General features: G+C 75.2%; 20 protein-coding genes. 6 read left to right on the plus strand and 14 right to left on the minus strand.

The genetic code is table 11. From position 1 onward, the window contains the following. Positions 1–15: 15 nt before the first annotated feature. The 3 genes from LG396_RS30065 to guaA form a co-directional block, all read right to left on the minus strand. Positions 16–558 (minus strand): DoxX family membrane protein, encoded by a 543-nt coding sequence (locus LG396_RS30065; RefSeq protein ID WP_018842072.1) that lies wholly within the window; start codon positions 556–558, stop codon positions 16–18. A 125-nt stretch (positions 559–683) separates the two neighbouring features. After that, entirely contained in the window at positions 684–2,057 is a 1,374-nt protein-coding gene (locus tag LG396_RS30070) for a hypothetical protein (RefSeq protein ID WP_225797190.1), read from the minus strand. A gap of 266 nt (positions 2,058–2,323) precedes the next feature. Beyond that, the gene (gene guaA / locus LG396_RS30075; protein WP_225797191.1) at positions 2,324–3,898 is read right to left on the minus strand and encodes a glutamine-hydrolyzing GMP synthase; all 1,575 of its coding nucleotides are present in this window, start codon (positions 3,896–3,898) and stop codon (positions 2,324–2,326) included. A gap of 286 nt (positions 3,899–4,184) precedes the next feature. On the opposite strand from guaA, the gene LG396_RS30080 reads away from it, so the two are divergent. Then, positions 4,185–4,511, plus strand: a complete 327-nt coding sequence (locus LG396_RS30080; RefSeq protein WP_018834755.1) for a chorismate mutase — start codon at positions 4,185–4,187, stop codon at positions 4,509–4,511. A gap of 54 nt (positions 4,512–4,565) precedes the next feature. Here the strand turns inward: LG396_RS30080 and LG396_RS30085 are convergent, their stop codons facing one another. After that, positions 4,566–5,003 (minus strand): ATP-binding protein, encoded by a 438-nt coding sequence (locus tag LG396_RS30085; RefSeq protein WP_372483585.1) that lies wholly within the window; start codon positions 5,001–5,003, stop codon positions 4,566–4,568. Between the two features lie 185 nt (positions 5,004–5,188). On the opposite strand from LG396_RS30085, the gene LG396_RS30090 reads away from it, so the two are divergent. Genes LG396_RS30090 through LG396_RS30100 form a run of 3 tightly spaced genes read left to right on the plus strand, consistent with a single transcriptional unit; the run spans position 5,189 to position 7,208 of the window. Next, a complete protein-coding gene (locus LG396_RS30090; protein ID WP_225797193.1) occupies positions 5,189–6,031 on the plus strand; it encodes a DUF5919 domain-containing protein in 843 nt (280 codons plus the stop codon). After that, the gene (locus LG396_RS30095; RefSeq protein ID WP_225797194.1) at positions 6,028–6,813 is read left to right on the plus strand and encodes an inositol monophosphatase family protein; all 786 of its coding nucleotides are present in this window, start codon (positions 6,028–6,030) and stop codon (positions 6,811–6,813) included. The genes LG396_RS30090 and LG396_RS30095 overlap by 4 nt, the downstream gene beginning before the upstream one ends. Before the next feature lie 29 nt (positions 6,814–6,842). Further along, the gene (locus LG396_RS30100) at positions 6,843–7,208 is read left to right on the plus strand and encodes a hypothetical protein (protein ID WP_225797195.1); all 366 of its coding nucleotides are present in this window, start codon (positions 6,843–6,845) and stop codon (positions 7,206–7,208) included. A gap of 75 nt (positions 7,209–7,283) precedes the next feature. Here LG396_RS30100 and LG396_RS30105 read toward each other — a convergent pair whose 3' ends face one another. From LG396_RS30105 to LG396_RS30120, 4 genes are all read right to left on the minus strand, one after another. After that, a complete protein-coding gene (locus tag LG396_RS30105; protein WP_225797196.1) occupies positions 7,284–8,456 on the minus strand; it encodes an epoxide hydrolase family protein in 1,173 nt (390 codons plus the stop codon). 206 nt (positions 8,457–8,662) lie between these two features. After that, entirely contained in the window at positions 8,663–9,040 is a 378-nt protein-coding gene (locus LG396_RS30110) for a VOC family protein (RefSeq protein WP_018834762.1), read from the minus strand. A 69-nt stretch (positions 9,041–9,109) separates the two neighbouring features. Further along, positions 9,110–9,745, minus strand: coding sequence for an ankyrin repeat domain-containing protein (locus LG396_RS30115; RefSeq protein WP_372483590.1), 636 nt, complete (start codon positions 9,743–9,745; stop codon positions 9,110–9,112). A gap of 197 nt (positions 9,746–9,942) precedes the next feature. After that, positions 9,943–10,518 (minus strand): GlcG/HbpS family heme-binding protein, encoded by a 576-nt coding sequence (locus LG396_RS30120; RefSeq protein ID WP_225797197.1) that lies wholly within the window; start codon positions 10,516–10,518, stop codon positions 9,943–9,945. A 218-nt stretch (positions 10,519–10,736) separates the two neighbouring features. Between LG396_RS30120 and LG396_RS30125 the strand changes: the two genes are divergently transcribed. Next, complete coding sequence (locus LG396_RS30125; RefSeq protein WP_225797198.1) at positions 10,737–12,038, plus strand: sensor histidine kinase; 1,302 nt, start codon at positions 10,737–10,739, stop codon at positions 12,036–12,038. Continuing rightward, entirely contained in the window at positions 12,035–12,658 is a 624-nt protein-coding gene (locus tag LG396_RS30130) for a response regulator (protein WP_018834766.1), read from the plus strand. The genes LG396_RS30125 and LG396_RS30130 overlap by 4 nt, the downstream gene beginning before the upstream one ends. 15 nt (positions 12,659–12,673) lie before the next feature. Here the strand turns inward: LG396_RS30130 and LG396_RS30135 are convergent, their stop codons facing one another. The 6 genes from LG396_RS30135 to LG396_RS30160 all read right to left on the minus strand — a co-directional run bounded on the left by LG396_RS30135 (position 12,674) and on the right by LG396_RS30160 (position 25,000). After that, on the minus strand, positions 12,674–14,926 hold the full coding sequence (locus tag LG396_RS30135; protein WP_225797199.1) for a hypothetical protein: 2,253 nt from the start codon (positions 14,924–14,926) through the stop codon (positions 12,674–12,676). A gap of 337 nt (positions 14,927–15,263) precedes the next feature. Further along, on the minus strand, positions 15,264–16,889 hold the full coding sequence (locus LG396_RS30140) for a succinic semialdehyde dehydrogenase (RefSeq protein ID WP_145898376.1): 1,626 nt from the start codon (positions 16,887–16,889) through the stop codon (positions 15,264–15,266). Positions 16,890–17,003: 114 nt separating this feature from the next. Further along, positions 17,004–18,521, minus strand: coding sequence for a serine/threonine-protein kinase (locus LG396_RS30145; protein WP_225797258.1), 1,518 nt, complete (start codon positions 18,519–18,521; stop codon positions 17,004–17,006). A 134-nt stretch (positions 18,522–18,655) separates the two neighbouring features. Beyond that, on the minus strand, positions 18,656–19,723 hold the full coding sequence (locus LG396_RS30150; RefSeq protein WP_225797200.1) for a winged helix DNA-binding domain-containing protein: 1,068 nt from the start codon (positions 19,721–19,723) through the stop codon (positions 18,656–18,658). Then, positions 19,720–20,970 carry an APC family permease gene (locus LG396_RS30155; RefSeq protein WP_018851753.1) on the minus strand — a complete coding sequence of 417 codons (1,251 nt, stop codon included), beginning with the start codon at positions 20,968–20,970 and terminating at the stop codon, positions 19,720–19,722. The genes LG396_RS30150 and LG396_RS30155 overlap by 4 nt, the downstream gene beginning before the upstream one ends. 106 nt (positions 20,971–21,076) lie before the next feature. After that, positions 21,077–25,000: a serine/threonine kinase C-terminal domain-containing protein gene (locus tag LG396_RS30160; protein ID WP_225797201.1), complete on the minus strand. Its 3,924-nt coding sequence runs from the start codon at positions 24,998–25,000 to the stop codon at positions 21,077–21,079. Between the last annotated feature and the right edge of the window lie 40 nt (positions 25,001–25,040).

The following is a 25,040-nucleotide window of genomic DNA, read 5'->3' on the forward strand; positions in this document are numbered from 1 at the left end:
GGGGCGGTACGCGCGCTAGGCGAAGAGCTGCTGGCCCTTGCGGCGGCGGCGCACCGAGAGCACCGCGTCCAGCGACCAGTAGGGCGCTCCCGCCATGATCAGCGGAATCCACGCCACCATGTACGGCAGGTCCTGGCCGTAGTAGTACGGGTCCGCCGACCAGCTCATCGTGAACCACAGCGTCATCGAGAGCAGCGCCCCGCCGGCCGCGGCGAGCCGCGCCCACAGCCCGGCGAGCGTGCCGAGCCCCACCGCGATCTCACCGAGCGAGATCGCGATCCCGAACCCCGTCGGCGCCTGCTGCGCCAGGTCCACCAGCGCCGGGATGGCCACGTCGGGCAGCGTGTCCAGGGTGTCGTGCAGCGAGCCGGGGCCGCTGGAGTCGAGGAACACGTCATCGGTGAGCTTGTCGAACCCCGCGTAGACGAACGTGAAGCCGAGGAAGATCCGCAGCGGCAGGAGCGCGAACCGCGCCGCGGCGGCCCGCAGCCCGCCGGGCGGCTCCCCCTGGGGCACCCTCCCGAGAACGCCGGTGCCGGACGCTTGGTCCTGTGCCATGTGTAGTCCGCCTCTCCTGCCGTGGACCGTGCCGGTGATCGCCCCGGCGCCGATACTTCATGTGTGGGAGGGGATACGTAAAGCGGTTCGTGAACGCTCAACCGGATCGGGTCGTTCGCGTCCGCTCAGTCGACGATGTCGAGCAGGTACGGGGCGGACTCCGCACCCCCCGCGGTGACGACCCGCAACTCCGTGCGGCCCGGCTCCACGTCCACCGGCACCGGGACGGTCAGCCGGGTGGCGGCGGGGTTGGCGAAGCCGCCGGGCACGGGGACCAGCGGTACGTGCACGTGGACGGCGCCGATCCGCACGACCACGCGCGCCAGCAGCTCCGGCGACTCGGCGCCGGGCGGCACGAAGCCGGTGCCCCGAACCTCGATGTCGTCGCCGGTACGGATCGCGGTGTGCAGGTCGCCGGGCTCGCGGACCCGGACGACGGAGAGCACCGCGGGCCGCCCGCCGTCGACGAGCCGGGCCGCCAGGTGCACCGCCGCGCTCACCGCGACCAGCGCGGCGACGCCCCACGGCAGCCCCGGCAACTCCTCGGGGCGGCGGCCGAGTTGCACCAGGGCGAAGAGCAGGGCGGCGGCGGAGACGACGACGTACTGGACGTCGACCGCGGCGGCGCGGCCCGCGTCGTCGGTGAGCAGGTCCGCGGCGCGGGGGCGGCCGGCGCGGGTCTTGGTCAGGCCGCCGCTGCGCAGCCGGTACGCCACGACGGCGCGGGCGCCGAGGGCGGCGGCCCACGCGGCGGCGACGGTGACGACGAGCCCGGCGGCGCCGCCCGTGCCGGCGCCGGTCGCGGACCAGCCGAGTCCGTCGAGGAGCCGGTCGCGGGCGGCGGAGCCGTCGGCCAGGGCCAGCGCGAGGGCGAGGTGCAGCAGGGCGTACCCGGCGAGCAGCGTCCAGGCGCCGGCCACCGCGCGGCCGGTCGACAGCCGGCCGTCCTCGCCGACGACGGGGGCGAGGAGCCCACCGCGGGCCCGGTTCAGCCACGCGGCACCGGCCAGCAGGCCGGCGGTGAGCACGGCGGCGAGCAGCGCCGCGGTACGGGCCCGGGTCCAGCCGGGTCCGAGGGCGGTGAGCCCGACGACGAGCAGGAGGCCGAGCAGGCCGGCGCCGATGACGTACAGGCTGCGCCGCCACAGCGACGCCAGCCACGTCTCGCCGGCGGCGGCGTCGCGCTCGGCGAGGGTGTCGGCGGAGCGGGCCAGTTCGTCGGAGACCCACTGGCGGGAGGCGCCGGGCGAGTAGGCGACGCCGGCGGGCACGCCTTCGCCGGCGGCGAAGCCGTCGCGGCGCCGGGCGAACTCGACGGCGGGGTCGGGGGTTTCGGGGGCGGGTTCGGACCCGGTGGCGGAGGCGGCGGTCGCGGCACCGGACGCGGGCGTCGCAGCCGCGGACGCAGCAGACGGGGGCGTCGCGGCACCGGACCCGGCAGAGGCGTCACCGGACCCGGCCGTTTCGCTGCCGGAGGGGTGCGGGACGCGGGCACCCACCGGTGACCCGGGGGCAACCCCGGACGGCTGGTCACCGGGCGTATCGCTCTCCCCGCCCGACCGCGTACCGCCGGATTCCCCCGATCCGCCACCGGGCCGGGTACCCGTGGCACCGGACCCCGTACCGCCCGCGGCGCCCGCCGCAGGCGGCCCCGTGTGGTCTCCCCCCGCTTCCACCGCCACCTGGTGCCCCCTTGACCGCAAGCCGTACATGTGATGAGAGCGAATTCTGCCCTACCGGCGGCCCGCCGGAGCCGTCGGGCCGCTCACTCCCACTCGATCGTCCCCGGCGGCTTCGAAGTGACGTCGAGAACCACGCGGTTGACGTCCGGCACCTCGTTGGTGATCCGCGTCGAGATCCGCGCCAGCACGTCGTACGGGAGCCGCGACCAGTCCGCCGTCATCGCGTCCTCCGACGACACCGGCCGCAGCACCACCGGGTGCCCGTAGGTGCGCCCGTCGCCCTGCACGCCCACCGACCGCACGTCGGCGAGGAGCACCACCGGGCACTGCCAGATGTCGCGGTCGAGCCCGGCCGCCGTCAGCTCCTCGCGGGCGATGGCGTCGGCCTCGCGCAGCAAGTCGAGCCGGTCCTTCGTGACCTCGCCGACGATGCGGATGCCGAGCCCGGGGCCCGGGAACGGCTGGCGCTGGACCATCGCCTCGGGCAGCCCCAGCTCCTTGCCGACCATCCGGACCTCGTCCTTGAAGAGCCGCCGCAGCGGCTCGACCAGCTCGAAGTCCAGGTCCTCCGGCAGTCCGCCGACGTTGTGGTGGGACTTGATGTTCGCGGTGCCGGTGCCGCCGCCGGACTCCACGACGTCCGGGTAGAGCGTCCCCTGGACGAGGAAGCGCACCGACGCCCCGGACCTCCCGGCCGCGGCCACGATCTCGGCCTGCGCCTGCTCAAAGACCCGGATGAACTCCCGGCCGATGATCTTCCGCTTCTGCTCGGGGTCGGACACTCCGGCCAGCGCGGTGAGGAACCGCTCGGCCGCGTCGACGACCTTGAGCTGCACGCCGGTCGCGGCCACGAAGTCCTTCTCGACCTGCTCGGACTCGCCCTTGCGCATCAGCCCGTGGTCGACGTAGACGCAGGTGAGCCGGTCCCCGATGGCCCGCTGGACGAGCGCGGCGGCCACCGCAGAGTCCACCCCGCCGGACAGCGCGCAGATCGCCTGCGCCTCGCCGACCTGCTCGCGGATGGCGGCGACGGACTCCTCCACGACGTTGGCGGTCGTCCAGGTGGGGGCGAGGCCGGCACCGCGGTAGAGGAAGTGCTCCAGGACGAGCTGGCCGTGGGTGGAGTGCATGACCTCCGGGTGGTGCTGTACGCCGTAGAGCTTCCGCTCGTCGTCCTCGAACGCGGCGACGGGCACGCCCTCGGTCGACGCGGTGACCGTGAAGCCCGCGGGGGCGGCCGAGCAGGCGTCGCCGTGGGACATCCAGACGTTCTGCCGCTCGGGGGTGCCCTCGAAGAGGGTCGAGTCGGGGCGGGAGACGCTCAGCCCCGTACGCCCGTACTCGCGGCTCCCGGTGTTGTCCACCGTGCCGCCGAGGGCCTGGGCCATGAGCTGGAAGCCGTAGCACATGCCGAAGACGGGCACGCCGGCGGTGAAGATCGCCGGGTCGATGCCGGGGGCGTTCTCCGCGTACACCGAGGAGGGGCCGCCGGAGAGGATGATCGCCTGGGGCTTCTTCGCCAGGATCTCCGGCACCGGCATCGTGTGCGGCACGATCTCGCTGTAGATCCGGGCCTCGCGCACGCGGCGCGCGATGAGCTGGGCGTACTGGGCACCGAAGTCCACGACGAGAACGGTGTCGGGGGTCGCTGAGGTCACTGCTGCGGCCTTCCGGCGGTGGGAGAGGAGATACCGCCGAGTCTATCGGCTGCGGCGTCTCACCATGCGGGCCGCCTTTGTCCACCCGGGGTCCGGGGTGAATACTTGCGGCCATGCGCACGCAGAGCTTCCTCTTTACCTATGGCGACCGGCCCGTCCGGCTGCCATGGTCGTGCGCTTGAGCTGACAAGCGACTTCCCAGGCGCCCCGGGCCGGCAGGCCCGGGGCGCGCTGCGTTTGCCGCCGCCGGGCGGCGGGCTCCGGGGCCGTACCCCAGGAGCGACGAATGAACGCGACCCAGTCGACCGACCGCACCCCGGCCCCCGCGGCGGCCGGCACCACGGACCGGACCGGCGCACGCACGGACGAGGCGGCGACGGAGATCACGGACGCCCGCGAGCGGATCGACGACCTGGACACCCGGATCATCGCGCTGGTCGAGGAACGGATGGCGGTCTCGGCCGGCATCCAGAAGGCCCGCATCGCCTCGGGCGGCCGCCGCGTGAACCTCTCCCGCGAAATGGAGATCCTCGCCCGCTACCGCGACCGCCTGGGCCGCCCGGGCACGACCCTGGCGATGACCCTCCTGGAACTCAGCCGCGGCCGGGTGTGACGCCCCTCCACCCAGGTGCTCCGCGCACGACGGCCCCGGAGCACCGGGTGGGGCTCACCGCCACGCGTCACCACCCGAATCGGCGACCACAGCCCACACCGCCTTGCCGACCCGCTCCCGCTCGACCACGCCCCACCGGGACGCCAATGCCTGGACCAGGAGCAACCCGTAGCCCCCGGACTCGTCCGGCACGCGCGGCACCGGCCACACGCCCGAGGCGTCGTGCACCTCGATGCGCACGGCGCCGTCCTGCCGCACGAAGCGGGTCTGGATCTCCCTGCCCGTCGGCACCCGGGCATGCACGACGGCGTTCGTCACCAACTCCGACACCACCAGCACGGCCGACTCCTCGATCCCGGCCATCCCCCACCCGGCCAGGGCCTTACGCAACTGAGCTCGTGCCAGCCCCACGCACCTGGGATGCCGACGCCACTGCCACTTCATCACGTGCATGTCAGGAATGCCCGCCTGATCGGTCGCCCTACTCGGCATCTGCCATCGCCTCAAAGCTGGTACTCGGTCGACTGCTGTGGACATGCCGCACAGTGGCATTACCACTGGTCGCATTTCGATACCGCCCGCGTCCCTCCTTCACTCTTTTCGGTATCTTCATGTATCTTCCGGGTCTCATCCGGAGTATCGTGAGGAGCCCCGAGCGGCCAGGAACGAGGCAGCCCATGGGCGAAGAAGTGCTGACCATCAAGACTCTGATCCAGCAGCGCCACCTCAGCTACGCGGGCTTCTGCCAGGAATGGGAGAAGGTCGCGAAAGGGATTGACAGAAGATTGAGCGGCAGCCACCCTGGACATGCCCAGTTCTACCGGTGGTTAAAGGGAGATCTCCGGAGCGGAAAGCCTCGCACTGACTCTTGCAGGGTCCTTGAGATCATGTTCCCCGGCTGGACGGTCGACGAGCTTTTTGCTCCCTATCGCGAAAAAGCGTCGGACGACCAGCAGCAACCTCCCGGCCAGGGGAATCGACACCTTGACCTGACAGGCGTCTACATGTCCCGATCACAGCTCCTGTCCGAGGTCCCGCTTTACGAAATGATCGAAACCGCCTCCCTCGTCCGGACAAGCGGGCTCTCCCTCAACCTTTTCATCCAGCACTACCCGGACGCGCAGATTCGCCGCTTGATCGAGTCCGGCACACGGTTTCAGTTACTCTTCCTGGATCCGGGCAGCGACGCCATGAAGGTCCGCGAGCGCGAGGAAGGTTACGACATCAGATTCCTGGCCGGCCTCACCGAGATCAACCTGAGGATCGCGCAGGAACGCGTGCGGTCCCTTCTGGAGGCAGATAAACGCGATCGAGTCGAGATCGGCGTCTCGAACGAGACCCTCAGGTTCAACATCACCCTCATCGATGACACGACCGGGGTGATCCAGCCTTATCTTCCGCAAGCCCGCGGGGTGGATTCTCCGACCTTTCTGGTCGAGCGCAGGGCGCACGGCGGTGAGCTTTTCCATACGTACGAGCAGATCTTCACCTCACTCTGGGATCGAGCGACACCCCTATGACCGAGCTTGCCGATCTGCTCGAAATCGCCGACGGCGCCGTCGAGCTCGCCAAGTCCATCATCGTCAGCCGCGACCCCGGCGAGATCACCGCCAAAGGTGACCGCGACATGGCGTCCGAGGTCGACTTCGCCGTCGAGGCGGCGGTGCGTGAGTATCTGGCCGGTCTGACTCCGGAGATCGCCTTCCTGGGCGAGGAGGAAGGGAAGTCTCCGCAGGAAGGGCGGTTCATGTGGGCTCTGGATCCGGTTGACGGGACTGCGAATTTTGTGCGAGGCATTCCACTCTGCTGTGTCTCTCTGGGGCTCTTCGACGGCAAGCGCTGCATACTCGGCGTCGTCGACCTGCCCTTCATGGATTCCCGGTACCACGCAGTCGAAGGCGGCGGCGCATACTGCGGATCGAGAAGGATCCACGCGAGCGGCACCACCGACTTGAGCGCAGCCATCGTGTCCATCGGGGACTACGCCGTCGGCACGGACGCGCGGGTGCGCAACGAGTTGCGGTTGGCGATCACCGGACGGCTTGCGGGGCGGGTTCAGCGGGTCCGTATGTGGGGGACCGCAGCCCTGGATCTGGTCTGGGTTGCGGAAGGGAAGACCGACGCGTGCGTCATCTTGTCCAACAACCCCTGGGACACCTCGGCGGGCGTCGTGATCGCGCGCGAGGCCGGTGCGCGGGTCGTGTCCGCGTCCGGAAGCCCGCACGACATCGACTCGGGCGAGACCATCGCCGTGACGCCGGGGGTGCTTTCCCAGATCGTTCCCCTGGTCCAGGAGCAGTGAGCCGAATCCCTCAGGGTGAAAGGAGATTCGTGGACGTCGAGGAAGGCCGTATCTTTCGCGAGGCGTGGATCGCGGGTGTCAGGAAGCACTACCCCGGCGAGCCGAAGCCCGGGTACGTCACCCCGTGGGAGGAGACCCCGGACTGGGAGCGGGAGGCCGCGGCGGCCGTGTGTCGGCAGGTGCGGGAGTTCGTCAGGGTTTCGGGCGGCAGCACGGTTCGGCTGAGCCGGGAGCAGCGGGGGCGTTTCGTCGCCACCTGCTGGATTGCGCAGATCCATCACCGCATCGAGGACCCGAAGCCGGGTTACGTGGCGGACTGGTCCGAGCTTCCCGCGTGGCAGCGGGAGACGGACGCGGACATCTTCGACGCCGTCGAGAGGGCGACCAGCCCGTAGCCGGACGCTCGGCCGGGGCGCGGTGGCCGGGCTTCCGGATCGGGCGGTGGCCCGGCGTCGGGATGCCGGGGTGGTTCAGCGGGGTGCGGACAATACTGCCGCCAGGCCTTCTTGTAGATCCTTGACGAAAAGCTCGGGGACTTCCAGCGACGGGAAGTGCCCCCCGCTTTCGGGCAGGCTCCATCGGACGATCCGGCGGTATCGCTCCTGCGCCCAGGGGCGCGGGCACTTCTCGACGTCGCGGGGATAGCCGGTAATGGCCGACGGGACGTCGACCCGGAGTTCGGGGTCGAGCGAGTTGTGGCTTTCGTAGTAGATGCGGGCCGCCGATGCGCCGGTCCGGGTCAGCCAGTACAGGGTGACGTCGTCGAGGATGCGGTCCCTGGAAATCGTCTCGAACGGGCTGTCCTCGGTGTCCGACCACTCGGCGAACTTGTCGAGGATCCACGCGAGAAGCCCGACCGGTGAGTCGACCAGCGAGTAGCCGATGGTCTGCGGCCGGGTCGCCTGCTGCTTCGCGTACCCCGCGCGGTGGCGCCAGAAATCGCGGGTTTCCTCGGCCCATGTGCGCTCTTCCGCCGTCAGACCGTCCGTCGTCAGACCGGGCGGTCCCTCCGCGAAGGTCGTGTGGATGCCGAGGACGTGCGCCGGGAACCTGCCGCCGAGGACCGTGGTGATGTTGCCGCCCCAGTCGCCGCCGTGGGCCGCGAACTCGGGGTAGCCCAGCCTTCCCATCAGCTCCACCCAGGCGCCCGCGATCTTTTCTGTTCCCCACCCGGTAGTGGCCGGCCTGTCGCTGTAGCCGAAGCCCGGTAGCGACGGGACCACGACGTGGAAGGCCGGCGTGTCCACGTCTTTCGGATCCGCCAGCTCGTCCACCACGTCGATGAACCGCACGATGCTGTCCGGCCAGCCGTGCGTCAGGATCAGGGGAACGGCATCCGCGCGCGCGGATCGCCGGTGCAGGAAGTGGATTCCCAGGTCGTCGATGGTCGTACGGAACTGGCCGATCCGGTCGAGGCGTTCTTCGAACGACCGCCAGTCGTACCCGGTGCGCCAGTAGTTCACGACGTCGACGAGGTCGGCGAGCGGAACGCCCTGTGCCCACCGGCCAGGGCCGGGTGCGGCCCCACGGACCGTCTCGGCCTCCGGCAGCCTCGCCGCGGCCAGTCGCGCACGCAGATCGTCGAGGTCGGCGTCGGCCGCACGGGCTTGGAATGCTTGCACGTCGTGACGTGGACGAGGCATGAGACCTCCTGGCCATCGGAACCGGCTGTGGGGGAACCGTAACCCCGGACCTGGTGGATGCGGGAAGGGAGGACCGACGCGGGCGTCAGCCGGGACAGCCCTCCTCCGGCTGGACCACGATGCCGCCGAAGCGGGCTTCGTCGGCCCTCGGCCCGCCCCGGCCGCGGCCCCCGCCGGCCGGGGCGACGAGGGCCGGGCAGCGTTCGCTACTTCGTGCCGGCTACGCCGATCACGTGGCCCTCGGGGTCGGTGAAACGGCCGACCACCAGGGTTCCGGGGGTTCCTTCGGGGCCCATGACGCGTCTGCCGCCGAGGCTTTCGGCCTTCTGGAGGGCCGCTTCCACGTCGGGGACCCCTACGTAGAACAGGACGCGCCCTTCGTAGCCCTCGCCGCCGCCGACGCCGCCGTTGATCCCGCCGTCCGTCGTGCTGCCGTCCACGAAGCCGTAGTTGCCGGGCTGGGAGACGGCCTCGGTGGCGGCGTCGCCGACCCCGAACTCCCACCCGAACAGTTCTCCGTAGTAGGTCCGGAGCCTCGCCGGGTCGCGTCCGATGACCTCGAAGTGCACCACGGGGTTTCCCATGGGGTGTCCTTTCTGTGCTGATTGCCGGGTCGTCAATCATCGACCCGGGTCAGCGGCGAAAGTCATCGGTCAGGCGTTGTCCAGCAGTGCGGCTATCTCCGTGAAGCCGCGGTTGTTCGCGTGCTGGAGCGGGGTCACGCCGTCCTTGTCGGCGATGTCCGGGTCCGCGTCGGCGGCCAGGAGGAGGGCGACGATCTCCTGGTGGTCCTTGCCGCCGTCGCCGAGGATCACCGCTTCGAGGAGCGCGGTCCAGCCGAGGTCGTTGACGTGGTTCACGTCCATGTCCGTGTGCTCAGTGATCCAGCGGACGTACGCGACGTGGCCGCGTTCCGAGGCCGGGATCAGCGACGTGCCGCCGAAGCGGTTGGTGAGGGTCAGGTCCGGGGCGCGGTCGCCGGACCTGAGGAGCCGGCCCATCTCCGCGCTGCCGGTGACGCCGGTGACGAGCCAGGCGCTGTCGCTGCGGTCGTCCTGGGCGTCGGGGTCGGCGCCGGCGGCGACGAGGGGGCGGGCGGCGTCGACGTGGTCGCCGAGGGCGGCGAGGAGGAGCGGGGTGCGGCGGTTGTCGTCGCGGGCCTCCACGCGGGCGCCGGCGTCGAGCGCGGCGCGTACGGCGTCGGCGTCGCCGCGCTCGGCGGCGTCGAGCAGGTCGCGGTCCCGGGCGGGGTCCCGGGGGGTGTCGCGGGGTGCAGGGCTGTCGGACACGGGGCCTCCCGGGGTGGCGGAGTCGGCGGGGGTCGAGCGGGCGGGGGCCGGGGCGGCGGAGGACGTGCCGGAGTCCGGTTCGCCGTCCGAAGCGCAGCCGGCCACGGCGACGAGCGCCACCAGCACGGCGCCGGCCGCCGCCCCGCCGCCGCGCATGCCGCGGCGGCGGGCGGACGGGGCGTAGGGGCGCCGGGGCATCAGTGGTCCAGTGCGGCGACGCCGGCTTCCGCGTACGCCTCGTCCTGGGCGCCACTCGGCGCGCCGGCCACGCCGATGCCCGCGATCGGGGCGTCGTTCGCCTGCACCGGGGCGCCCCCGGCCAGGAACAGGGTGCCCGGGATGTCCTTCAGCGTCGGGGCGTCGTCCAGCCGCTCGACGAGGTCGGAGGTGGGCGCGTTCCAGGAGACGGCGGTGTACGCCTTGCGCTCCGCCGATTCGTACGACTGCGGGCCCGCGCCGTCGCCGCGGAGCGTGACGACGGTGTTGCCGTTGCGGTCGACGACCGCGACCGACACCCGCTGGCCGTCCTTCTCGGCCGCCTTCAGCGCGGCCTGCGCGGCCTCCAGCGCGGCGTCGTCGGTCAGGTGGCGGGTGGTGGTCAGGTCCTTGCCGCCGACTCCGGCCTTCGCCGGGGCCGCCGCGGCCGGGGCCGCCGCCGATGCCGCCGCCGGCTCCGCCGTCGCGGTCGTGGCGACGCCGAGGACGCTGCCGCCGACGACCGCGGTCGCGGCGGCGCCGGTCAGGACACGGGCGCGGATCGAGAGCTTCTTCATGGTGGGCGTTCCTCCGGTACGTACGGTACGTGGGCTTCGGCCGGGTCCGGCGGCCCGCGCCCTCCGGCCCGTACCGCCTGCTCCGTACCTCCACCCTCGCCCCGCCCTCCGCCCCCGCGGGTCGGCGGTGCGGCTGCCGTCGGGCGGCAGGTCGGAGGACACGGGGGTCAGCCGAACGGCTGATGCGTCGGGGTGCCCCCGCGCGGTACGAAGCAGGGATGAACGTGCCCACCGACCCCCTCGGCCCGCCCCGGGCCGACCCGGACGCGGGCCGGCTGCGCGCGGTGCTCCACGCCGCCTTCTTCCTGCTGCTCGCCGCCTCCCTCGCCCGCTACCTGCTGCGCCACCCCGGCAGCGGGCTCATCCCGTGGGTCGTGGGGCTGACGGCGGCGCTGATCGCGGTGTACGTGGCCGGGCGCGGCGGACTCGGCAGGCTCGCGGGGCGGGTGTGGCTGGCCGTGCTCGTGGGGGTGTGGGTGGTGCTGGTGGTGTTCGCGCCCAGCTTCGCCTGGAGCGGGGTGCCGCTCTTCTACGCCGCCCTGCGGATCCTGCCCACCCGCGCCGCACTGTGGCTGATCGGCGCGCTCACGGTCCTGGTGGTCGCCGCCCAGTTGCGTATCGCCAAGAACAGCGGCGACCTGCCGATCCTCATCCTCGGCCCGCCCGCGGTCGCCGCCCTGGCCGCGGCCGTGTTCGTCTCCATGCAGCGGCAGTCCGTGCGGCAGCGCGCGCTCATCGACGACCTGGTACGCACCCGCCGCGAGCTGGCCGCCATCGAACGCCGCGAAGGCACCCTCGCCGAGCGGCAGCGGCTCGCCGCCGAGATCCACGACACCCTGGCGCAGGGGCTGTCCAGCCAGCGGATGCTGCTCCAGGCCGCGGAGCGTACGTGGCGGACGGATCCCGGCGCGGCGATGCGGCACGTCGAGGTCGCCGCCGCCGTCACCGACCGCAACCTCGCCGAGGCCCGCCGCTTCGTCCACGACCTGGCGCCTGCGGACCTGGCCGGGGGCGGCGGGCTCGCGGAGGCGCTGGCGCGGCTGGCGGAGCGGGAGAGCGGGGCGGGGGGCGGTCCGGAGGTGGTGTTCCGGCAGGACGGTACGCCGCCGGAGCTGCCGGGGCGTACGCAGGCGGCGCTGCTGCGCGTCGCGCAGGGGGCGGTCGCCAACGCCCGCGAGCACGCGGGCGCCGCGCACGTGGCGCTCACCCTCAGCGACCTGGGCGACCAGGTGGTGCTGGACGTCGCCGACGACGGCCGCGGCTTCGCCCCGGAGGCTCTCCCGGGCCCGGGGGCGGCGCGGGGGCACGGGCTGCCCGCGATGCGGGCGCGGCTGCGGCAGTTGGGCGGGACGCTGACGGTGGAGTCGGCGCCGGGCGAGGGCACGGTGCTGTCGGCGGCGGTGCCGGCGGGGGGCGCGGGGTCCGGTTCCGGGTCCGGTTCCGGTTCCCGCTCCGGGCAGGAGCCTGCGCAGGGATCCGGGTCCGGCACCGGGCCCGGCGGAGAAGGGACTTCCTCATGACCGTCCGCGTACTGCTCTGCGACGACCACGCCGTCGTCCGCGCCGGTCTGCTCGCGCTGCTGTCCAGCGCCCCGGACATCGACGTCGTCGGCGAGGCGGGCACCGGCGAGGAGGCCCTCGCCGCGGCGGCGAAGCTGAAGCCGGACATCGTGCTGATGGACCTCCAACTCGGGCCCGGCATGGACGGCGTGACGGCCACGCGCCGCATCGTCGCCGAACTCCCCGGGACGCGGGTGCTGGTGCTCACCACGTACGACACGGACGCGGACATCACCCGCGCCGTCGGCGCCGGCGCGACGGGCTACCTGCTGAAGGCGGAGCGGCCGGAGGAGCTGTTCTCGGCGATCCACGCGGCGGCGGAGGGCCGCACGGTGCTGTCGCCGCCGGTCGCGGACCGCGTCATGGCCCAGCTCCGCACGCCGCGGCCGGCGCTGACGGACCGCGAGCGCGACATCCTGGCGCAGCTCGCCCGGGGCAGCTCGAACAGGGAGATCGCGCGGGCGCTGTTCATCAGCGAGGCGACGGTGAAGACGCACCTGGGCCGGATCTACGACAAGTTGGGCGTCGACTCGCGGGCCGCCGCCGTGGCGGTGGCGAACGAGCAGCGGCTGCTGGGGTGACCGGACGAGCCCGCCTCAGGGCACGGGGTCCGGGCCCGCCTGCGGGGTCGTCGGGCGGCTCGGCGGGTCGGCGGGGGCCGAGTCGAAGACGGCGGCCAACTCCGCCAGGCCCAGGGCCTGCAGCGCCTCCGCCAGCGTGCTGCGGGGGCGGCGCGTGCCCGCCGTGCGCAGGACGCCGGTCAGCGGCCTGGCGTCCGCGACGGCCAGCGCCGCGGCGATGGCCTCCGCCGCGTCCCGTACCTCGGCGAACTGCGCCACCTGCCCGGTGCCGCCCCGCGGCGCCCACTCCTGCCCGCCCGGCGCCGGGCCGCCGCCGCCCGGCGGCGCGCTCTGCGCCACGTCCCGCACCGTCGCCGTCACCGACGCGGCGCCGGTCGCCCGCCACGTGAACTCGGCCGTCCGCTCCCCGCCCCGGTACACCGCGATGCCCGCCGCGCCGTCCGCCGCGTAGAGCGCCACCGCCGGCCAGCCCTCGCCCCGCGTCATCGCCGCCGCGGCGGTGAGGAGCGCGCCGGGCGACGGCGGTTCCGCCGACACCGTACGGCCCCGCGGCCACCGGCCCGGCGCCCGCCCCGGTGCGCGTACGGGGGTGTGGCCGGGCTCCGTGCGCTGGCGCGCGCGCAGTTGGGCGCAGGTGCGGGCGCTGCCCGTGGCGGTCAGCCGCAGCCGCAGGTCCGCCGCGTGCGCCGCCTTGGCGACGGCCGGCGGCGGCGCGGTGCAGACGACGATCCCGGCGTACGGGGCCGGGGCGGGCGCGGCGCCGGTCCCGGCGGGCCCGAAGCCGCCCGCGGTGCCCGGGGCGTTGTCCGGCCGGGGGCCGAAGAGCGGGACGCGCCGGGCGAGTTGGGCGCGTACCTCCTGGCGGGCGAGGAGGAAGCGGCGCCGGACGGCCTCGGCGTCGTCCCCGGGCCGCGCCCAGGCCATGCCGCGGGCGTCCGAGCCGACGGCGCGGAACGCCTCCAGCGCCTCGTCCCAGCGCCGGGCACGGACGAGGGCGGCGGCGAGGCAGTTGCGGAAGCCCGCGGCCTCGGGGTCGCCGGGCTCGTAGTGCGCGGACAGTTCGAGCGCGTGCTCGACGGCCCAGGTGGTGGACGAGTCGGGGGCGTCGCCGGCATCGGGTCCGCCGGACAGTCCCAGGCAGTCCCGGTGCGCGCCCACCACCGCGGCCTCCAGCGGCAGCGCGTGCAGCAGCGAGCCCGGCAGCGCCTCCTCCGCCGACTCCTCCGCGAAGACCATCAACTCCTCGACGTCCGCCTCCCCGACGATCGCGAGGTAGCGCAGCGCAGAGAGGTGCGCGCCGTGGTGGCCGGGCGCGCGGACGACCGCCTCGGCGAACCGGGAGACGAACGCCTCCCGCGGCGCGCGTACGGCGGTGGCGTGGTCGAGGGCGATGCGCCACGGTACGGGGTCGCCGGGCGCCTGCGCCGCCGCCAGCCGGACGAGGGGCAGGACGTCGCGCAGCGCGGACCGGGCGTCGGTGGCGGGGAGGCCGCTGGCGCCGTACGGGCCGCGGGAGCGTCCGCCGCCGCCGTCACCGCCGTCGCCGTCGGCACCGTTGTCCGCGGCGCCTGCGTCCGCGCCGGCCGCTCCGGTACGGGGATCCCCGCCGGCCTCCGGCGCCGGGCCCCCCGGTCCCGCGCCCGGGGCCGCCCCCGCACCGATGCCCGGCCGGCCGGAGCCGGCACCCGGCCCCGTACCCTGCGCCGGGCCCTGCCCCGTTCCGGGCCGTCCGTACCCGGGGCCCGCGCCCGGCACCCCGTACCCCGGCCACGACTCCGCGTCGGCCACCCCGGCCCCCGGGGCGGCACCGTCGCCGGGCCGTTCGGGACCCCCGTCCCCCGGACCCGGCGCCGCCGGCCCCGGCCCGCCCCGCCGCCGTACGCCCCAGCCCTCGAACCGCCGCCGCCGCGGCCCGTCCTCCTCCGCCTGCCGCGCCCGCAGCAGCCGCTCCGCCTCGACCACCGCCGCGTTCCCGCACTCCGGGTCCCACTCCCGCCAGCGCCGCAGCCACCCGTCGTCGTCGAGGGCGGCGGTCGCCAGCTCCGCGACGTACGTGTCCCGCCGCTCCCACTCCGCCGCCTGCCCGGCGCCGGCGAGGAGTTCGCGGGCGGGGCGGAAGTCGCCCGCGCCCGCGGCCAGGAGAACGGCCCGTACGCGGTGGTCGGGGGCGTCCAGCAGGACGTCCTCGTCTAAGGGCAAGTCGGCGCCGACCCAGGAGTAGTGGCGCACCACGCGCGGGAACGTCACAAGGGGCCGGAGGAAGTGCATGACACTGCATTCAAGGCCATACGGACCTCCGCCTTCCAGACTCCTACGGTGACGATCCGATATCCGAGGCGGAGTCCGGTCCCAGCGGTCACAGAATGGTTTCAGCAGGAGGGCCGGAAGGGGGCAAGTCCGTTCTGATCGGTCACCCGGTCGCCCCCGGGTTACGTGACCGCCGCCGCACCCGGTTCGTTGCACCGGATGCGGCGACCGGATGCAGGGGACAGCAGTCCGGTCCCGACAGGGATGCGGCCGGTTCCGGGGACGCCCGGACCGGCCGTCCCCTCACCCGCGTACGGCACGGGCCGCCTCGCGCACGGGCCCCTGCCCGCGCCCCGCCCTACCGGAACCGCAGCGCCTTCAGAGCCCGCAGCCCCCGGCTCATGAACGCCACGTAGCTCTTGTCGTCGTCGTACCGCAGCGGGCCCACGGCGAACGGCGCCAGCGGCACCACCCGCTGCTGCGCCACCGTCTGCGACTCCGTGTACTTCAGGATCCCCTCCGAGCCGTGCCGACGGCCGACCCCGGAGTCCTTCATCCCGCCCATGGGCGCCTGCACGCTGCCGTACGCGGCCCCGTAGCCCTCGTTGACGTTCACCGTCCCGGTCTGCAGCCGCGCCGCGACCCGGTGGCCGCGGCGGCCGTCCTTCGTCCACACGCTGGCGTTCAGCCCGTACGGCGTCGCGTTGGCGCGGGCGACCGCGTCGTCCTCGTCGCGGAAGCGGTAGACGGAGACGACGGGCCCGAAGGTCTCCTCGTCGCAGACGGTCATGCCGGGCTCGACGCCGTCGAGGATCGTCGGCTCGTAGAAGTACGGGCCCACATCCGGCCGTGCGCGTCCGCCGGCCAGCACCTCGGCGCCCTTTCCGACCGCCTCGTCCACGTGCCGCGTGACGGTCTCGAGCTGCTGCTCGCTGACGAGCGAGCCCATGTCGGCGCCGTAGCCGAGGGTGTTGCCCAGGCGCATGGCCTTCGTCCGTGCGACGAAGCGGGCGAGGAAGGCGTCGGCGATCGACTCGTGCACGTACAGCCGCTCGACGGAGATGCACAGCTGCCCCGCCGACGCGAACGCCGCGCGCACCGCGCCCTCCGCCGCCTTCTCCACGTCGGCGTCGGCGAGCACCAGCATGGCGTTCTTGCCGCCCAGCTCCAGCGAGGCGCCGACGAGCCGGGCCGCGGCACCCTGGGCGACCTCGCGGCCGGTGCGGGTGGAGCCGGTGAAGGAGACGTAGTCGGCGTGCCGGACGATCTCGGGGCCGACGACCGGCCCCGGGCCGATGACGACCTGCCACACCTCCTCCGGCAGCCCCGCCTCGATCAGCTTCCGGCGCGCCCACAGGGCGGTCAGCGGGGTCTTGGAGTCGGGCTTCATGACGAGCGCGTTGCCCGCGGCGAAGGCGGGCAGGGCGTCGCCGACGGAGAGTTCGAGCGGGTAGTTCCACGGCGCGATCTGGCCGACGACGCCGCGCGGGTGGCGCAGCTCGGTGACCTTCGTCAGCGTCGGCAGGGCGCCGGTGTGGCGCTTGGGGCCGAGGTAGGCGGGGGCGCGGCGGCCGTAGTGGCGGGCGGCCAGCGCGACGGCCTGCACCTCCTCGTGCGCGTGCAGCCGGGCCTTGCCGGTCTCCAGCTGCACGAGGTCGAGGACCTCGTCCTGGTCGCGCAGCAGGATGTCGTGGAAGCGGAGCAGCACGGCGGCCCGCTGGCGTACGGGCCGGGCCGCCCAGGCCCGCTGCGCGGCGCGGGCGCGCGCGAACGCGTCCTCCACGTCCGCGGGCACCGCCTCCGGCACGTCGGCCAGCGCCTCGCCGGTCAGCGGCGACCGGACGGCGACGGTGCCGGAGCCGGCGACGCCGCGGGTCAGGCGCTCGACGAGCGCGGGCGTGACGAACTCGGCGGCGACGGCGCCGGCGGTGCGGGCGCCGTCGGGAGCGGGAGCGGTGGGGTTGCCTACGGCGGTCTCCGTCATACGGCCGAGGGTAGGACGCCCGCCGCCTCTTTGGATACCTGCCGGTAACCGAATTCCGCCAGCGATCACTGGCTCATACGTTCGGCCCGCCCCTCCCGCTCGCGGCCCCCTCCGTCACATGTCCTGGATGTCCAGGGACTCGACGACCTGCTCGTAGATCCGCTCGCCGTCCCGCTTGCCCTCGCCCGCCGCCGCCATCTCCACCGTCAGGTGCCAGCCGATGCCGTCGTCGTTGACGAAGAAGAACTCCCGGCTGCGCGCCTCGGTCTCCTCCTCGTAGCCCTCGTCGCGGGTCCACGTCACGATCATCTCGGCCGCGTCCTGGCCCTTGTAGTCGTACTCCTCGACCGTGCCCTCGACGTCGGAGCTCAGCTCGGTGCACTCCAGGTTGTCGCCCTTGTCGCAGTCGAGCGTCGCGTTGGCCTCGCTCAGCGCGCTGTCCTCCACGTCGTTCGAGCGCGTGATCCACAGGCTCGGCGTGCCGCCGGGGTCCCGGAACGTGACCGTGCCCTCGTCGACGCTGCGCTTGTAGTCCTCCGGCACCGCCAGCGACGCCTTCAGCTGTTCCGTCTCGTCGTACGTCTTCCAGCCCTCCGGCGCGTCGTCGCCACCGAACGGGTTCACCAGCGCCAGCAGCAGCGCCGCCACCACCGCGACCGCCCCGCCCAGCACGCCGAGCCGCGCGCCGCGGCCCTTCGGCAGCGCCGCCGCGAGCTTCCCCGCGCCGCGTCCCGCACCCGCGCCGCCCGCCACCGGCGCGATCATCGTCGGCGCCGGCACCGGCCGGGCGATCGCCTCCAGCTGCCGGCGCACCTCGTCCGGCGCCGGCCGCGCCGCCGGGTCCTTGCGCAGCAGCTGCATCACGACCGTGCCCAGCGCCCCGGCGCCCCGGGCCGGCGCCGCCGGCTCGGCCGAGAGCACGGCCTGGAGCGTCGCCGGTGCGGTCTGCCTGCGGTACGGGGACATGCCCTCGGCCGCCGCGTACATCACCACGCCCAGCGACCACAGGTCCGACTCCGGCCCCGGCCGCTGGCCGAGCACCCGCTCCGGCGCGATGTACTCCGGCGACCCGACGAACGCGCCGGTCTCCGTCAGCCCTTGCTCGCCCTCGATCTGCGCGATCCCGAAGTCGGTGAGCACGACGCGGTCGTACCGGCCCAGCAGCACGTTGTCCGGCTTGACGTCGCGGTGCAGGATCCCCGCCTCGTGCGCGGCGGTCAGCGCGCCGAGCACGGCGCCGCCGATGCGCGCCACCTCGCGCGGGTCGAGGGTGCCCTCGGTGAGCTGGTCGCCGAGGGAGCGCCCCCGGACCAGCTCCATCACGATCCAGGGCTTGCCGTCCTCCATCACCACGTCGTGCACGGTGACGACGGAGGGGTGGTCGATCCGGGCGGCGGCGCGGGCCTCGCGCTGCATCCGCTCGTACGCCGTCTGCCGCGTCCGCTCGTCGAGGTCGGCGGGCAGCCGGGGCTCCTTCACGGCGACGTCGCGGTCCACGACCTCGTCGTGGGCCCGCCACACCGTGCCCATGCCGCCGGCGCCGAGCCGGGCGGCGAGGCGGTAGCGCCCGCCGATCAGCCGGCCGGTCGCCGGATCGGCGACGACCTGAGTGGCGCCGGCGGCCCCCGGCACGGCGCCCCCTGCGTTCTGCTGCGGTGGCTGTGGTGGCCGCAGGCCGTAGCTCGTGGGCTCGTCCCCCACCTTGTCCCCCTCGTCCGTCATGGCACCATCAATAGCGCACTACCGCGCGGTCGCTCCCCCGGATATCAACTCTGTGGGAAACGTGCGACATCGGCGGCTTCCGCCGTGACATCCGCCGCGACCCGGTCGGGGCCCTCGGCGAACATGCGGACCTGCACGTTTCCCCGCCGCGGGCGGGTCCATGTACCGGCCGCGCGGCCATTCACGGTAACAGCGGCGCGAATCTGCCCGCCCCCGGGGCGTACGGCGCGGACGGACTCGGGGGGAATGGCGGCGTCCCGGTCGCGCCAGCCCAGCCAGTAGTTGTCGTACGCGGGCAGCAGCCGGACGTCGGGAGCGGTGGGGTCCGCCGCGGGGCCTGCGGTGGGGTCCGCCGCGGTCTCCGCATCCTGCGGCCATACCCGGCGCGCCGTGCCCGGCGGCAGGCCGGACCAGGCCGCGAAGTCGTCGGGCCCCGCGGGCCCGTAGCCGCGGAGGTAGCGGCGTACCAGCTCGCGCACCACGTCGTCACCGGCCGGCTGCGGCCCGGCCGGGGGCGGCAGCCAGTCGTGCAGCGCGACGTACGTGGGCTCACCGGCGCGCAGCGGCCCGTGGCAGACCAGCCCGGCGAGCGCCGTCCTGCGGATGACGTGGATCGGCGCCTGCCCGGCCGGTTCGACGCCGACGCGCGCGAGCCGCTCGGCCAACTCGGCGCGGGTCAGCGGCCCGTGCGCGGCGACCGCGTCGGCGACGACGCGCTCCGCGCGCTCGCACAGGTCCTCGTCGAGGCCGAGGTCGCGGTAGCGCCGGCCGGTGCGGGAGGCCAGGCGGGGGCCGTAGAGCGCGAGCAGCCAGTGCACGTCGGCAGCGGGTACGAGGTGCAGCGTGCCGCGCATGAACCAGCCGCGGAACAGGGTCCGCCGCTCCTCCAGCGCCTCGCGTACGGCGGTGCGGGTCAGCCCGTACGCGCGCGCCCGCAGCCCGAGCGCCGCGGCCTCCACGTCCTGCGCCTGCACGGCGAAGACGCGCTCCACCACCTCCTCGGCACCGGCGCACCGCACGCCCCCGGCGACGCACTGCGCCCGCGCCCGCGCGAGGAGAACGCCACCGCCCGCCGCCGGTCCGCCGCCCGCGACCGGTCCGCCGTCCGTCACCGGCCCGCCCACCGTCCCCGTACCGCGAACGCCACCACGCCCGCCGCCAGCACCCCCGCGCCCGCCGCCACCGACGCCGGCGGCAGCGAGAACGCCAGCACCACGCACCCCGCGAGCCCCACCGCCGGCACCGCGCGCGGCGGGCGGCCCTCCTGCGGAGTGAGCGTCCACGCCGAGGCGTTGGCGATGGCGTAGTACAGCAGCACCCCGAACGACGAGAACCCGATCGCCCCGCGCACATCCGCCGTCGCGGCCACCACCGCCACCACCGCGCCGACCGCCAGCTCCGCCCGGTGCGGCACCCGGAACTTCTCGTGCACCGCCGCGAGACCGTGCGGCAGGTGGCGGTCCCGGGCCATCGCCAGAGTGGTGCGGGAGATTCCGAGGATCAGCCCCAGCAGCGCCCCCAGCGCCGCCACCGCCGCCCCGACCCGCACCACCGGCTCCAGCCACGCCGCGCCCGCCGCCGACGCCGCGTCCGACAGCGGCGCCGTCGCGTGGGCGAGCCCGCCGGGGCCGAGGACCGCGAGGACGGCCACCGACACCGCCGCGTACGCGACGAGCGTGATGCCCAGCGCCACCGGCACCGCGCGCGGAATGGTCCGCTCCGGGTCGCGTACCTCCTCGCCGAGCGTCGTGATGCGCGCGTACCCGGCGAACGCGAAGAACAGCAGCCCCGCCGCCTCCAGCACCCCCGAGACCGAGGCGTCGCCGCCCGGCCGCAGCCGGTCCGCCTCGGCGGCGCCGCTGGTCAGCGCCGCCACGACGACGGCGGCCAGCACCGCGAGCACGACCGCGACGACGACGCGGGTGAGCAGCGCGGACTTCTGCACGCCGCGGTAGTTGACGGCCGTCAGCGCGACGACGGCGGCCACCGCGACGACGTGCTTGTACTCCGGCCAGGCGTACGCGCCGACCGTCAGCGCCATCGCCGCGCACGACGCGGTCTTGCCGACGACGAACGCCCACCCGGCGAGGTAGCCCCAGAACGGGCCGAGGCGCTCGCGGCCGTAGACGTAGGTGCCGCCGGACGCCGGGTAGCGAGCGGCGAGGCGGGCGGACGAGGTGGCGTTGCAGTACGCGACGACGGCGGCGGCGGCGAGGCCGATCAGCAGCCCGGAGCCGGCGGCGCGGGCGGCGGGGGCGAGGGCGGCGAAGATCCCGGCGCCGAGCATGGCGCCGAGGCCGACGAGCACGGCGTCGCCGACGCCGAGGCGGCGGGCGAGAGGGGTGGCCTGGTCCGACATGGGCGGGAGGGTAGCGGAGGAAGGTGACGGGGAGGGGGCGCGCGGGCCGTACGCGACGCGGGAGGCCGGGCCGGCACCGCCTGCTCCCGCTACGGCACCCGCCGCCTCACCCCGTCGGCCGGTAGCTCTCCGCCGCGATCCGGTGGAACCGCTCCACTTCCTCGCCCTTGCCGTCCGGCCCGATGAGCATCACCACGTGGTAGCTGTCGTCCCAGATCATCGCCAGGTTGCGCGCGTGCACCTGCCGCCCGCCGCCGTCCGTCCAGTCGAACTCGCCCTCCGCCATCACCCGCTGCCCGACCTCGATCCGCCGCAGCCCGTCGGCCTCGGCCCACGCGGAGTCGCGGTACTCGTCCAGCTCCGGCTCGCTCTGCTGCTGGTACGCCATCGGGTCGCTGCCGAACTCCCCGACGCCGTCCCGGCCGGGCACGACCACGAGTTCGTAGTCCCCGCCGGTGTAGCGGATCTGTCCTTCGCTCCCGGCGACGCGCTGCCAGTCCTCGCGGACGGCGACCTCGAAGCCGGCCGGGTCCTCGCGGAGCACGAAGCCGTCGGGCAGTTCGGAACCGGCGGCTTCGCCCTGCCCGCCTTCCTGCCCGCCGTCCTTCGGCTTGTCGGGCGCGTCCCCGGGCTCCTCGGGTTCGTCCCGCTCGCCGGAGTCCGCGGGCGGTGCCGCCGACTCCCCCGGCTCGTCGTCGCGGCCGGCGCCGACGACGCTGCGCTGTTCGCGGTTGCCCGCCTCGTCTGCCTGCGGCATGAACATCGCCGCGTACGCGATGGCGCCGGCCATGGCGACGAAGACCAGGGCGATGAGCGTACGGCCGAGGCTGCGGGGCCCGCGCGGGCCGCGGCGCGCCCGGCGCTTGTGCCGCGCGTGCACCGGCACCGGCGACTTGTTCGCCCGCCGCCGGCGCATCAGCTCACCGCGCCGCCGCAGTATCGGCAGCCGCCGCGGATCGCCGCCGCGGCCGGTGCCGTGCTGCGGCACGGTGACCGTACGGCTGCCGATGCCGGGCTCCGGCGCGGTCCGGATCAGGGACCGCAGCCAGCCGCGCAACTCCTCGAAGTCCGGCCGCTCCGTGGGGTCCTGGCGCAGCAGCGACTCCACGACGGGACGCAGGGCCCCGCACTCCTCGGCGAGCGCCGCGGGCTCCGAGCAGACGAGCTGCACCAGCTCGCTCACGTCCTCCTCGGGGTACGCGGAGTGCCCCTGGACGGCGCGGAACAGCAGCGCGCCGAGCGCCCACAGGTCGGCGGCGGGGCCGACGGGGGGCGCGAGCTGCCAGTGCTCGTGGACGGGCCCGGCCTGCTCGGGCGCCCACCGCTCGGTGACGGCGCCGACGACCTGCATCCTCGTCTGCCGCGCCCGCTCGGCGGCGAGCCGGGTACTGGGCCCGGGATACCGCCCGGCGCCGCCGGCCTCGGGCCCGGGCGACTCGTCGCGCGGCACGGGCACGGGCTGCGCGCCTACGGGCACGGCGATGGAGGCCCCGGGCCGTACGCCGGGCAGGCTGCCGCCGTAGGAGGCGCCGCCGGGGAGGGAGTCGGGCAGGGACCGCCCGGGCTCGGGCTCGGCAACGTCGGCGGGCCGCCCGCCGGGGCCGCCGTAGGCACCGGGGTGCGGACCGGCCGCCCGGCCGGGGCCGGGATTGCCGTACCCGGCGGGGCCCCGGGGGGTGTGGGAGGCGCCGGGGGCAGGGGAGTTGCCGGGCAGAGAACCGCCGGCCGCGTTCGCACCGTACGGTGCGGGTCCACCGGGTCCACCGGGTCCACCGGGTCCACCGGCCCTGCCGGGACCACCGTGGGCGGCACCGGAGCGGTCGTAGGTACCGGAACCGGGCGCGCCGCCGGGCCCGTCGGCCGCCTGGCCGCCCGGGCCCCGGTGGGCGCCACCGGACGGGTACGCGGAAGCGGGACCACGGGCCCCGCCCGGACCGCCGTGGGCGGGGCCGGAGCGGTCGTAGGAACCGGAACCGGGCGGGTGCGCAGAAGCGGGACCGCGCGATGGACCGGGGCCGCCCGGAGCGCCGTAGGCGGCACCGGGGCGGCCGTAGGAACCGGGACCCGGCGCAGACCCGGGACCACCGCCGGGGCCGGGCGGGCCGCCGGGAGCGGTGCCGCCGGCGCGGGGTGCCGGGCTGCCCGGCACGCCTGCGCCGTACGCGCCGGGCCCACCGGCCGCGGCCGCGCCGCCGCCCGGACCGGGTGCACCGGGGCCGCCGCGCGGAGCCGCACCGCGGGGCGAACCCGCGCCGTACGGCCCCGGTCCGCCGCCCGCCCCGGGCGCCCCGCCGGGTGCTGCGCCGGGCGGGACGTGGCCGCCCGGGTGGGGCGCCTGGCCCGTGCCGCGGTACGGGCCGCCGGGGGCGGCCGTCTGCGTGCCGTAGGGGTCCGCGGTGCCGTACTCGTCGTAGCCGTCGTCGCGAGTGTCGTGCGGGAGGTCGTCCCAGGGCGCGCCGGCATCCGGTGAACCGGCGGCCCGCGGCGCCGGGTCGGCGCCGCCCCGGGCCGGGCGGTCGCCGCCGATCTCGATGTGGTCGCTGTACGTCGGGCCCGTCGCCCCGCCGCGCTGAGGCCGGCCGGCCTCCGGCGTACGCGCCGCCTGCCCCGGCACCACCGGACGCCCGGGTGCCTGCGCACCCGGCACCCCGGCAGCACCGGAACCGGCACCGGCGGCGAGCCGCGCCTCCGCGGCCCGCGTACCGGCCTGGTACGCCGCCATCACCCCGGCCCGCGCCGCGGGCACCTCGTCCCCGCGCCGCGGCCCTCCGGGCACCGCTCCACCGGAAGCCCCGCCGGGGGCCCCACTCGGCCCGACGGGCTGACCGCCCGGCGCCGCACCTCCGTAAGGCTGTTGGGCCCGGCCACCGCCGGACGCACCGGGGCCGTTCCCTGCCGGACCGTGCATCGGGCCGCCCTGCGGGCCGCCCCCGTAAGGCTGTTGAGCCGTGCCGCCGCCCGGTGTCCCGGGGGCCCGTCCGTGGTCTCCGCCCTGCTGCCACGCGCCGAACGGCCAGCCCTCCGCCGCGCCGCCCTGCGTGCCGCCCCGCGACTCGCCCTCCGCCGGGTCCGGTCCGGCCTGACCGCCGCCCCCTGCCCCGTACGGGGCCGAGCGCCATACTTCGTCGTCCTCGTCGTACGGCGGCGTGCCGTACGGTCCCGCGCCGCCGCGGGCCTCCGCGCCGTCGCCGGGGCCGGCGTACGGGCCGGGGCCGGTGTCCCACTCCGGCGGTAAGACGCCGCCGTCCGGCCGGCCGCCCCGCGGAGCGCCCTGCGCCGGCAGGAACCCCGTCGCCGGGTCCGGGAGTTGCGGCAGTCCCTGGCCCTCGCCCGGCTCCGGCCCGGGCCCCGGTCCCGGGCCCACGCCCGGACCCGGGTCCGCCGCGGTCACGCCGGGGCGCGGCCCCGGGCTGCCCGAGGGGCGCGGTGGTTCGCCGCGGCCGGGCGGCGGGGGCAGCGGGTCGTAGCCGCAGAGCGCCTCCTCCGCCGCGCCCGACGCCAGCCCGGTGAGGACCACGCGGCCGTCGTCGCAGACGAGCACCGTGCGGGTGGTGATGTTCCGGTGGGTCCAGCCGTGCGCGTGCAGCGCACGCAGCGCCGTGAGGATGTCCGCCGCGACCTCCGCCCCGCGGTACGGGCTCAACGGCCGCTCCTGGAGCAGCCCTTCGAGTGTCCGCGCGGGCACCAGCTCGCTGACGATCCAGAGGCTGCCGCCCTCCTCGAAGACGTCGAAGACCTGCGCCAGCCTGGGGTGGTCGGGTATCGCCGCCGCCGCGCGGGCGGCATCCATCGCGCGCTGCACCACGGAACTCGCCGCGCTCCGGCCCGCCCCGTCGCCGTAGCCGGAGGGGTCCGCGGCGCCGCCGTCCTCCATCAACTCGGCCTCGACGACCTCCGGCAGCGGCACCTGCCCGATGAGGACGTCCTGCCCGCTGTACGTGTCGAAGGCGCGCGTGTGGATGGGTTCGGCGTCGACGGCAGCCGGTAGCCGGTAACGGTCGGCGAGCACCCGGCCCGCGTAGTCGTCCACGAACGCCTCCCCACAACCGCGCAATGAGCCTGAGACCGGG

The organism is Streptomyces aculeolatus (genome assembly GCF_020400605.1).
GTDB lineage: Bacteria > Actinomycetota > Actinomycetes > Streptomycetales > Streptomycetaceae > Streptomyces > Streptomyces aculeolatus.

Excerpts from the sequence above, each read along its gene's own strand:
- LG396_RS30065 (WP_018842072.1), bottom strand. The coding sequence starts at position 558 with ATGGCACAGGACCAAGCGTCCGGCACCGGCGTTCTCGGGAGGGTGCCC.
- LG396_RS30080 (WP_018834755.1), top strand. The coding sequence starts at position 4,185 with ATGAACGCGACCCAGTCGACCGACCGCACCCCGGCCCCCGCGGCGGCC.
- LG396_RS30085 (WP_372483585.1), bottom strand. The coding sequence starts at position 5,003 with ATGCCGAGTAGGGCGACCGATCAGGCGGGCATTCCTGACATGCACGTG.
- LG396_RS30090 (WP_225797193.1), top strand. The coding sequence starts at position 5,189 with ATGGGCGAAGAAGTGCTGACCATCAAGACTCTGATCCAGCAGCGCCAC.
- LG396_RS30095 (WP_225797194.1), top strand. The coding sequence starts at position 6,028 with ATGACCGAGCTTGCCGATCTGCTCGAAATCGCCGACGGCGCCGTCGAG.
- LG396_RS30105 (WP_225797196.1), bottom strand. The coding sequence starts at position 8,456 with ATGCCTCGTCCACGTCACGACGTGCAAGCATTCCAAGCCCGTGCGGCC.
- LG396_RS30110 (WP_018834762.1), bottom strand. The coding sequence starts at position 9,040 with ATGGGAAACCCCGTGGTGCACTTCGAGGTCATCGGACGCGACCCGGCG.
- LG396_RS30120 (WP_225797197.1), bottom strand. The coding sequence starts at position 10,518 with ATGAAGAAGCTCTCGATCCGCGCCCGTGTCCTGACCGGCGCCGCCGCG.
- LG396_RS30125 (WP_225797198.1), top strand. The coding sequence starts at position 10,737 with ATGAACGTGCCCACCGACCCCCTCGGCCCGCCCCGGGCCGACCCGGAC.
- LG396_RS30130 (WP_018834766.1), top strand. The coding sequence starts at position 12,035 with ATGACCGTCCGCGTACTGCTCTGCGACGACCACGCCGTCGTCCGCGCC.
- LG396_RS30135 (WP_225797199.1), bottom strand. The coding sequence starts at position 14,926 with ATGCACTTCCTCCGGCCCCTTGTGACGTTCCCGCGCGTGGTGCGCCAC.
- LG396_RS30140 (WP_145898376.1), bottom strand. The coding sequence starts at position 16,889 with ATGACGGAGACCGCCGTAGGCAACCCCACCGCTCCCGCTCCCGACGGC.
- LG396_RS30155 (WP_018851753.1), bottom strand. The coding sequence starts at position 20,970 with ATGTCGGACCAGGCCACCCCTCTCGCCCGCCGCCTCGGCGTCGGCGAC.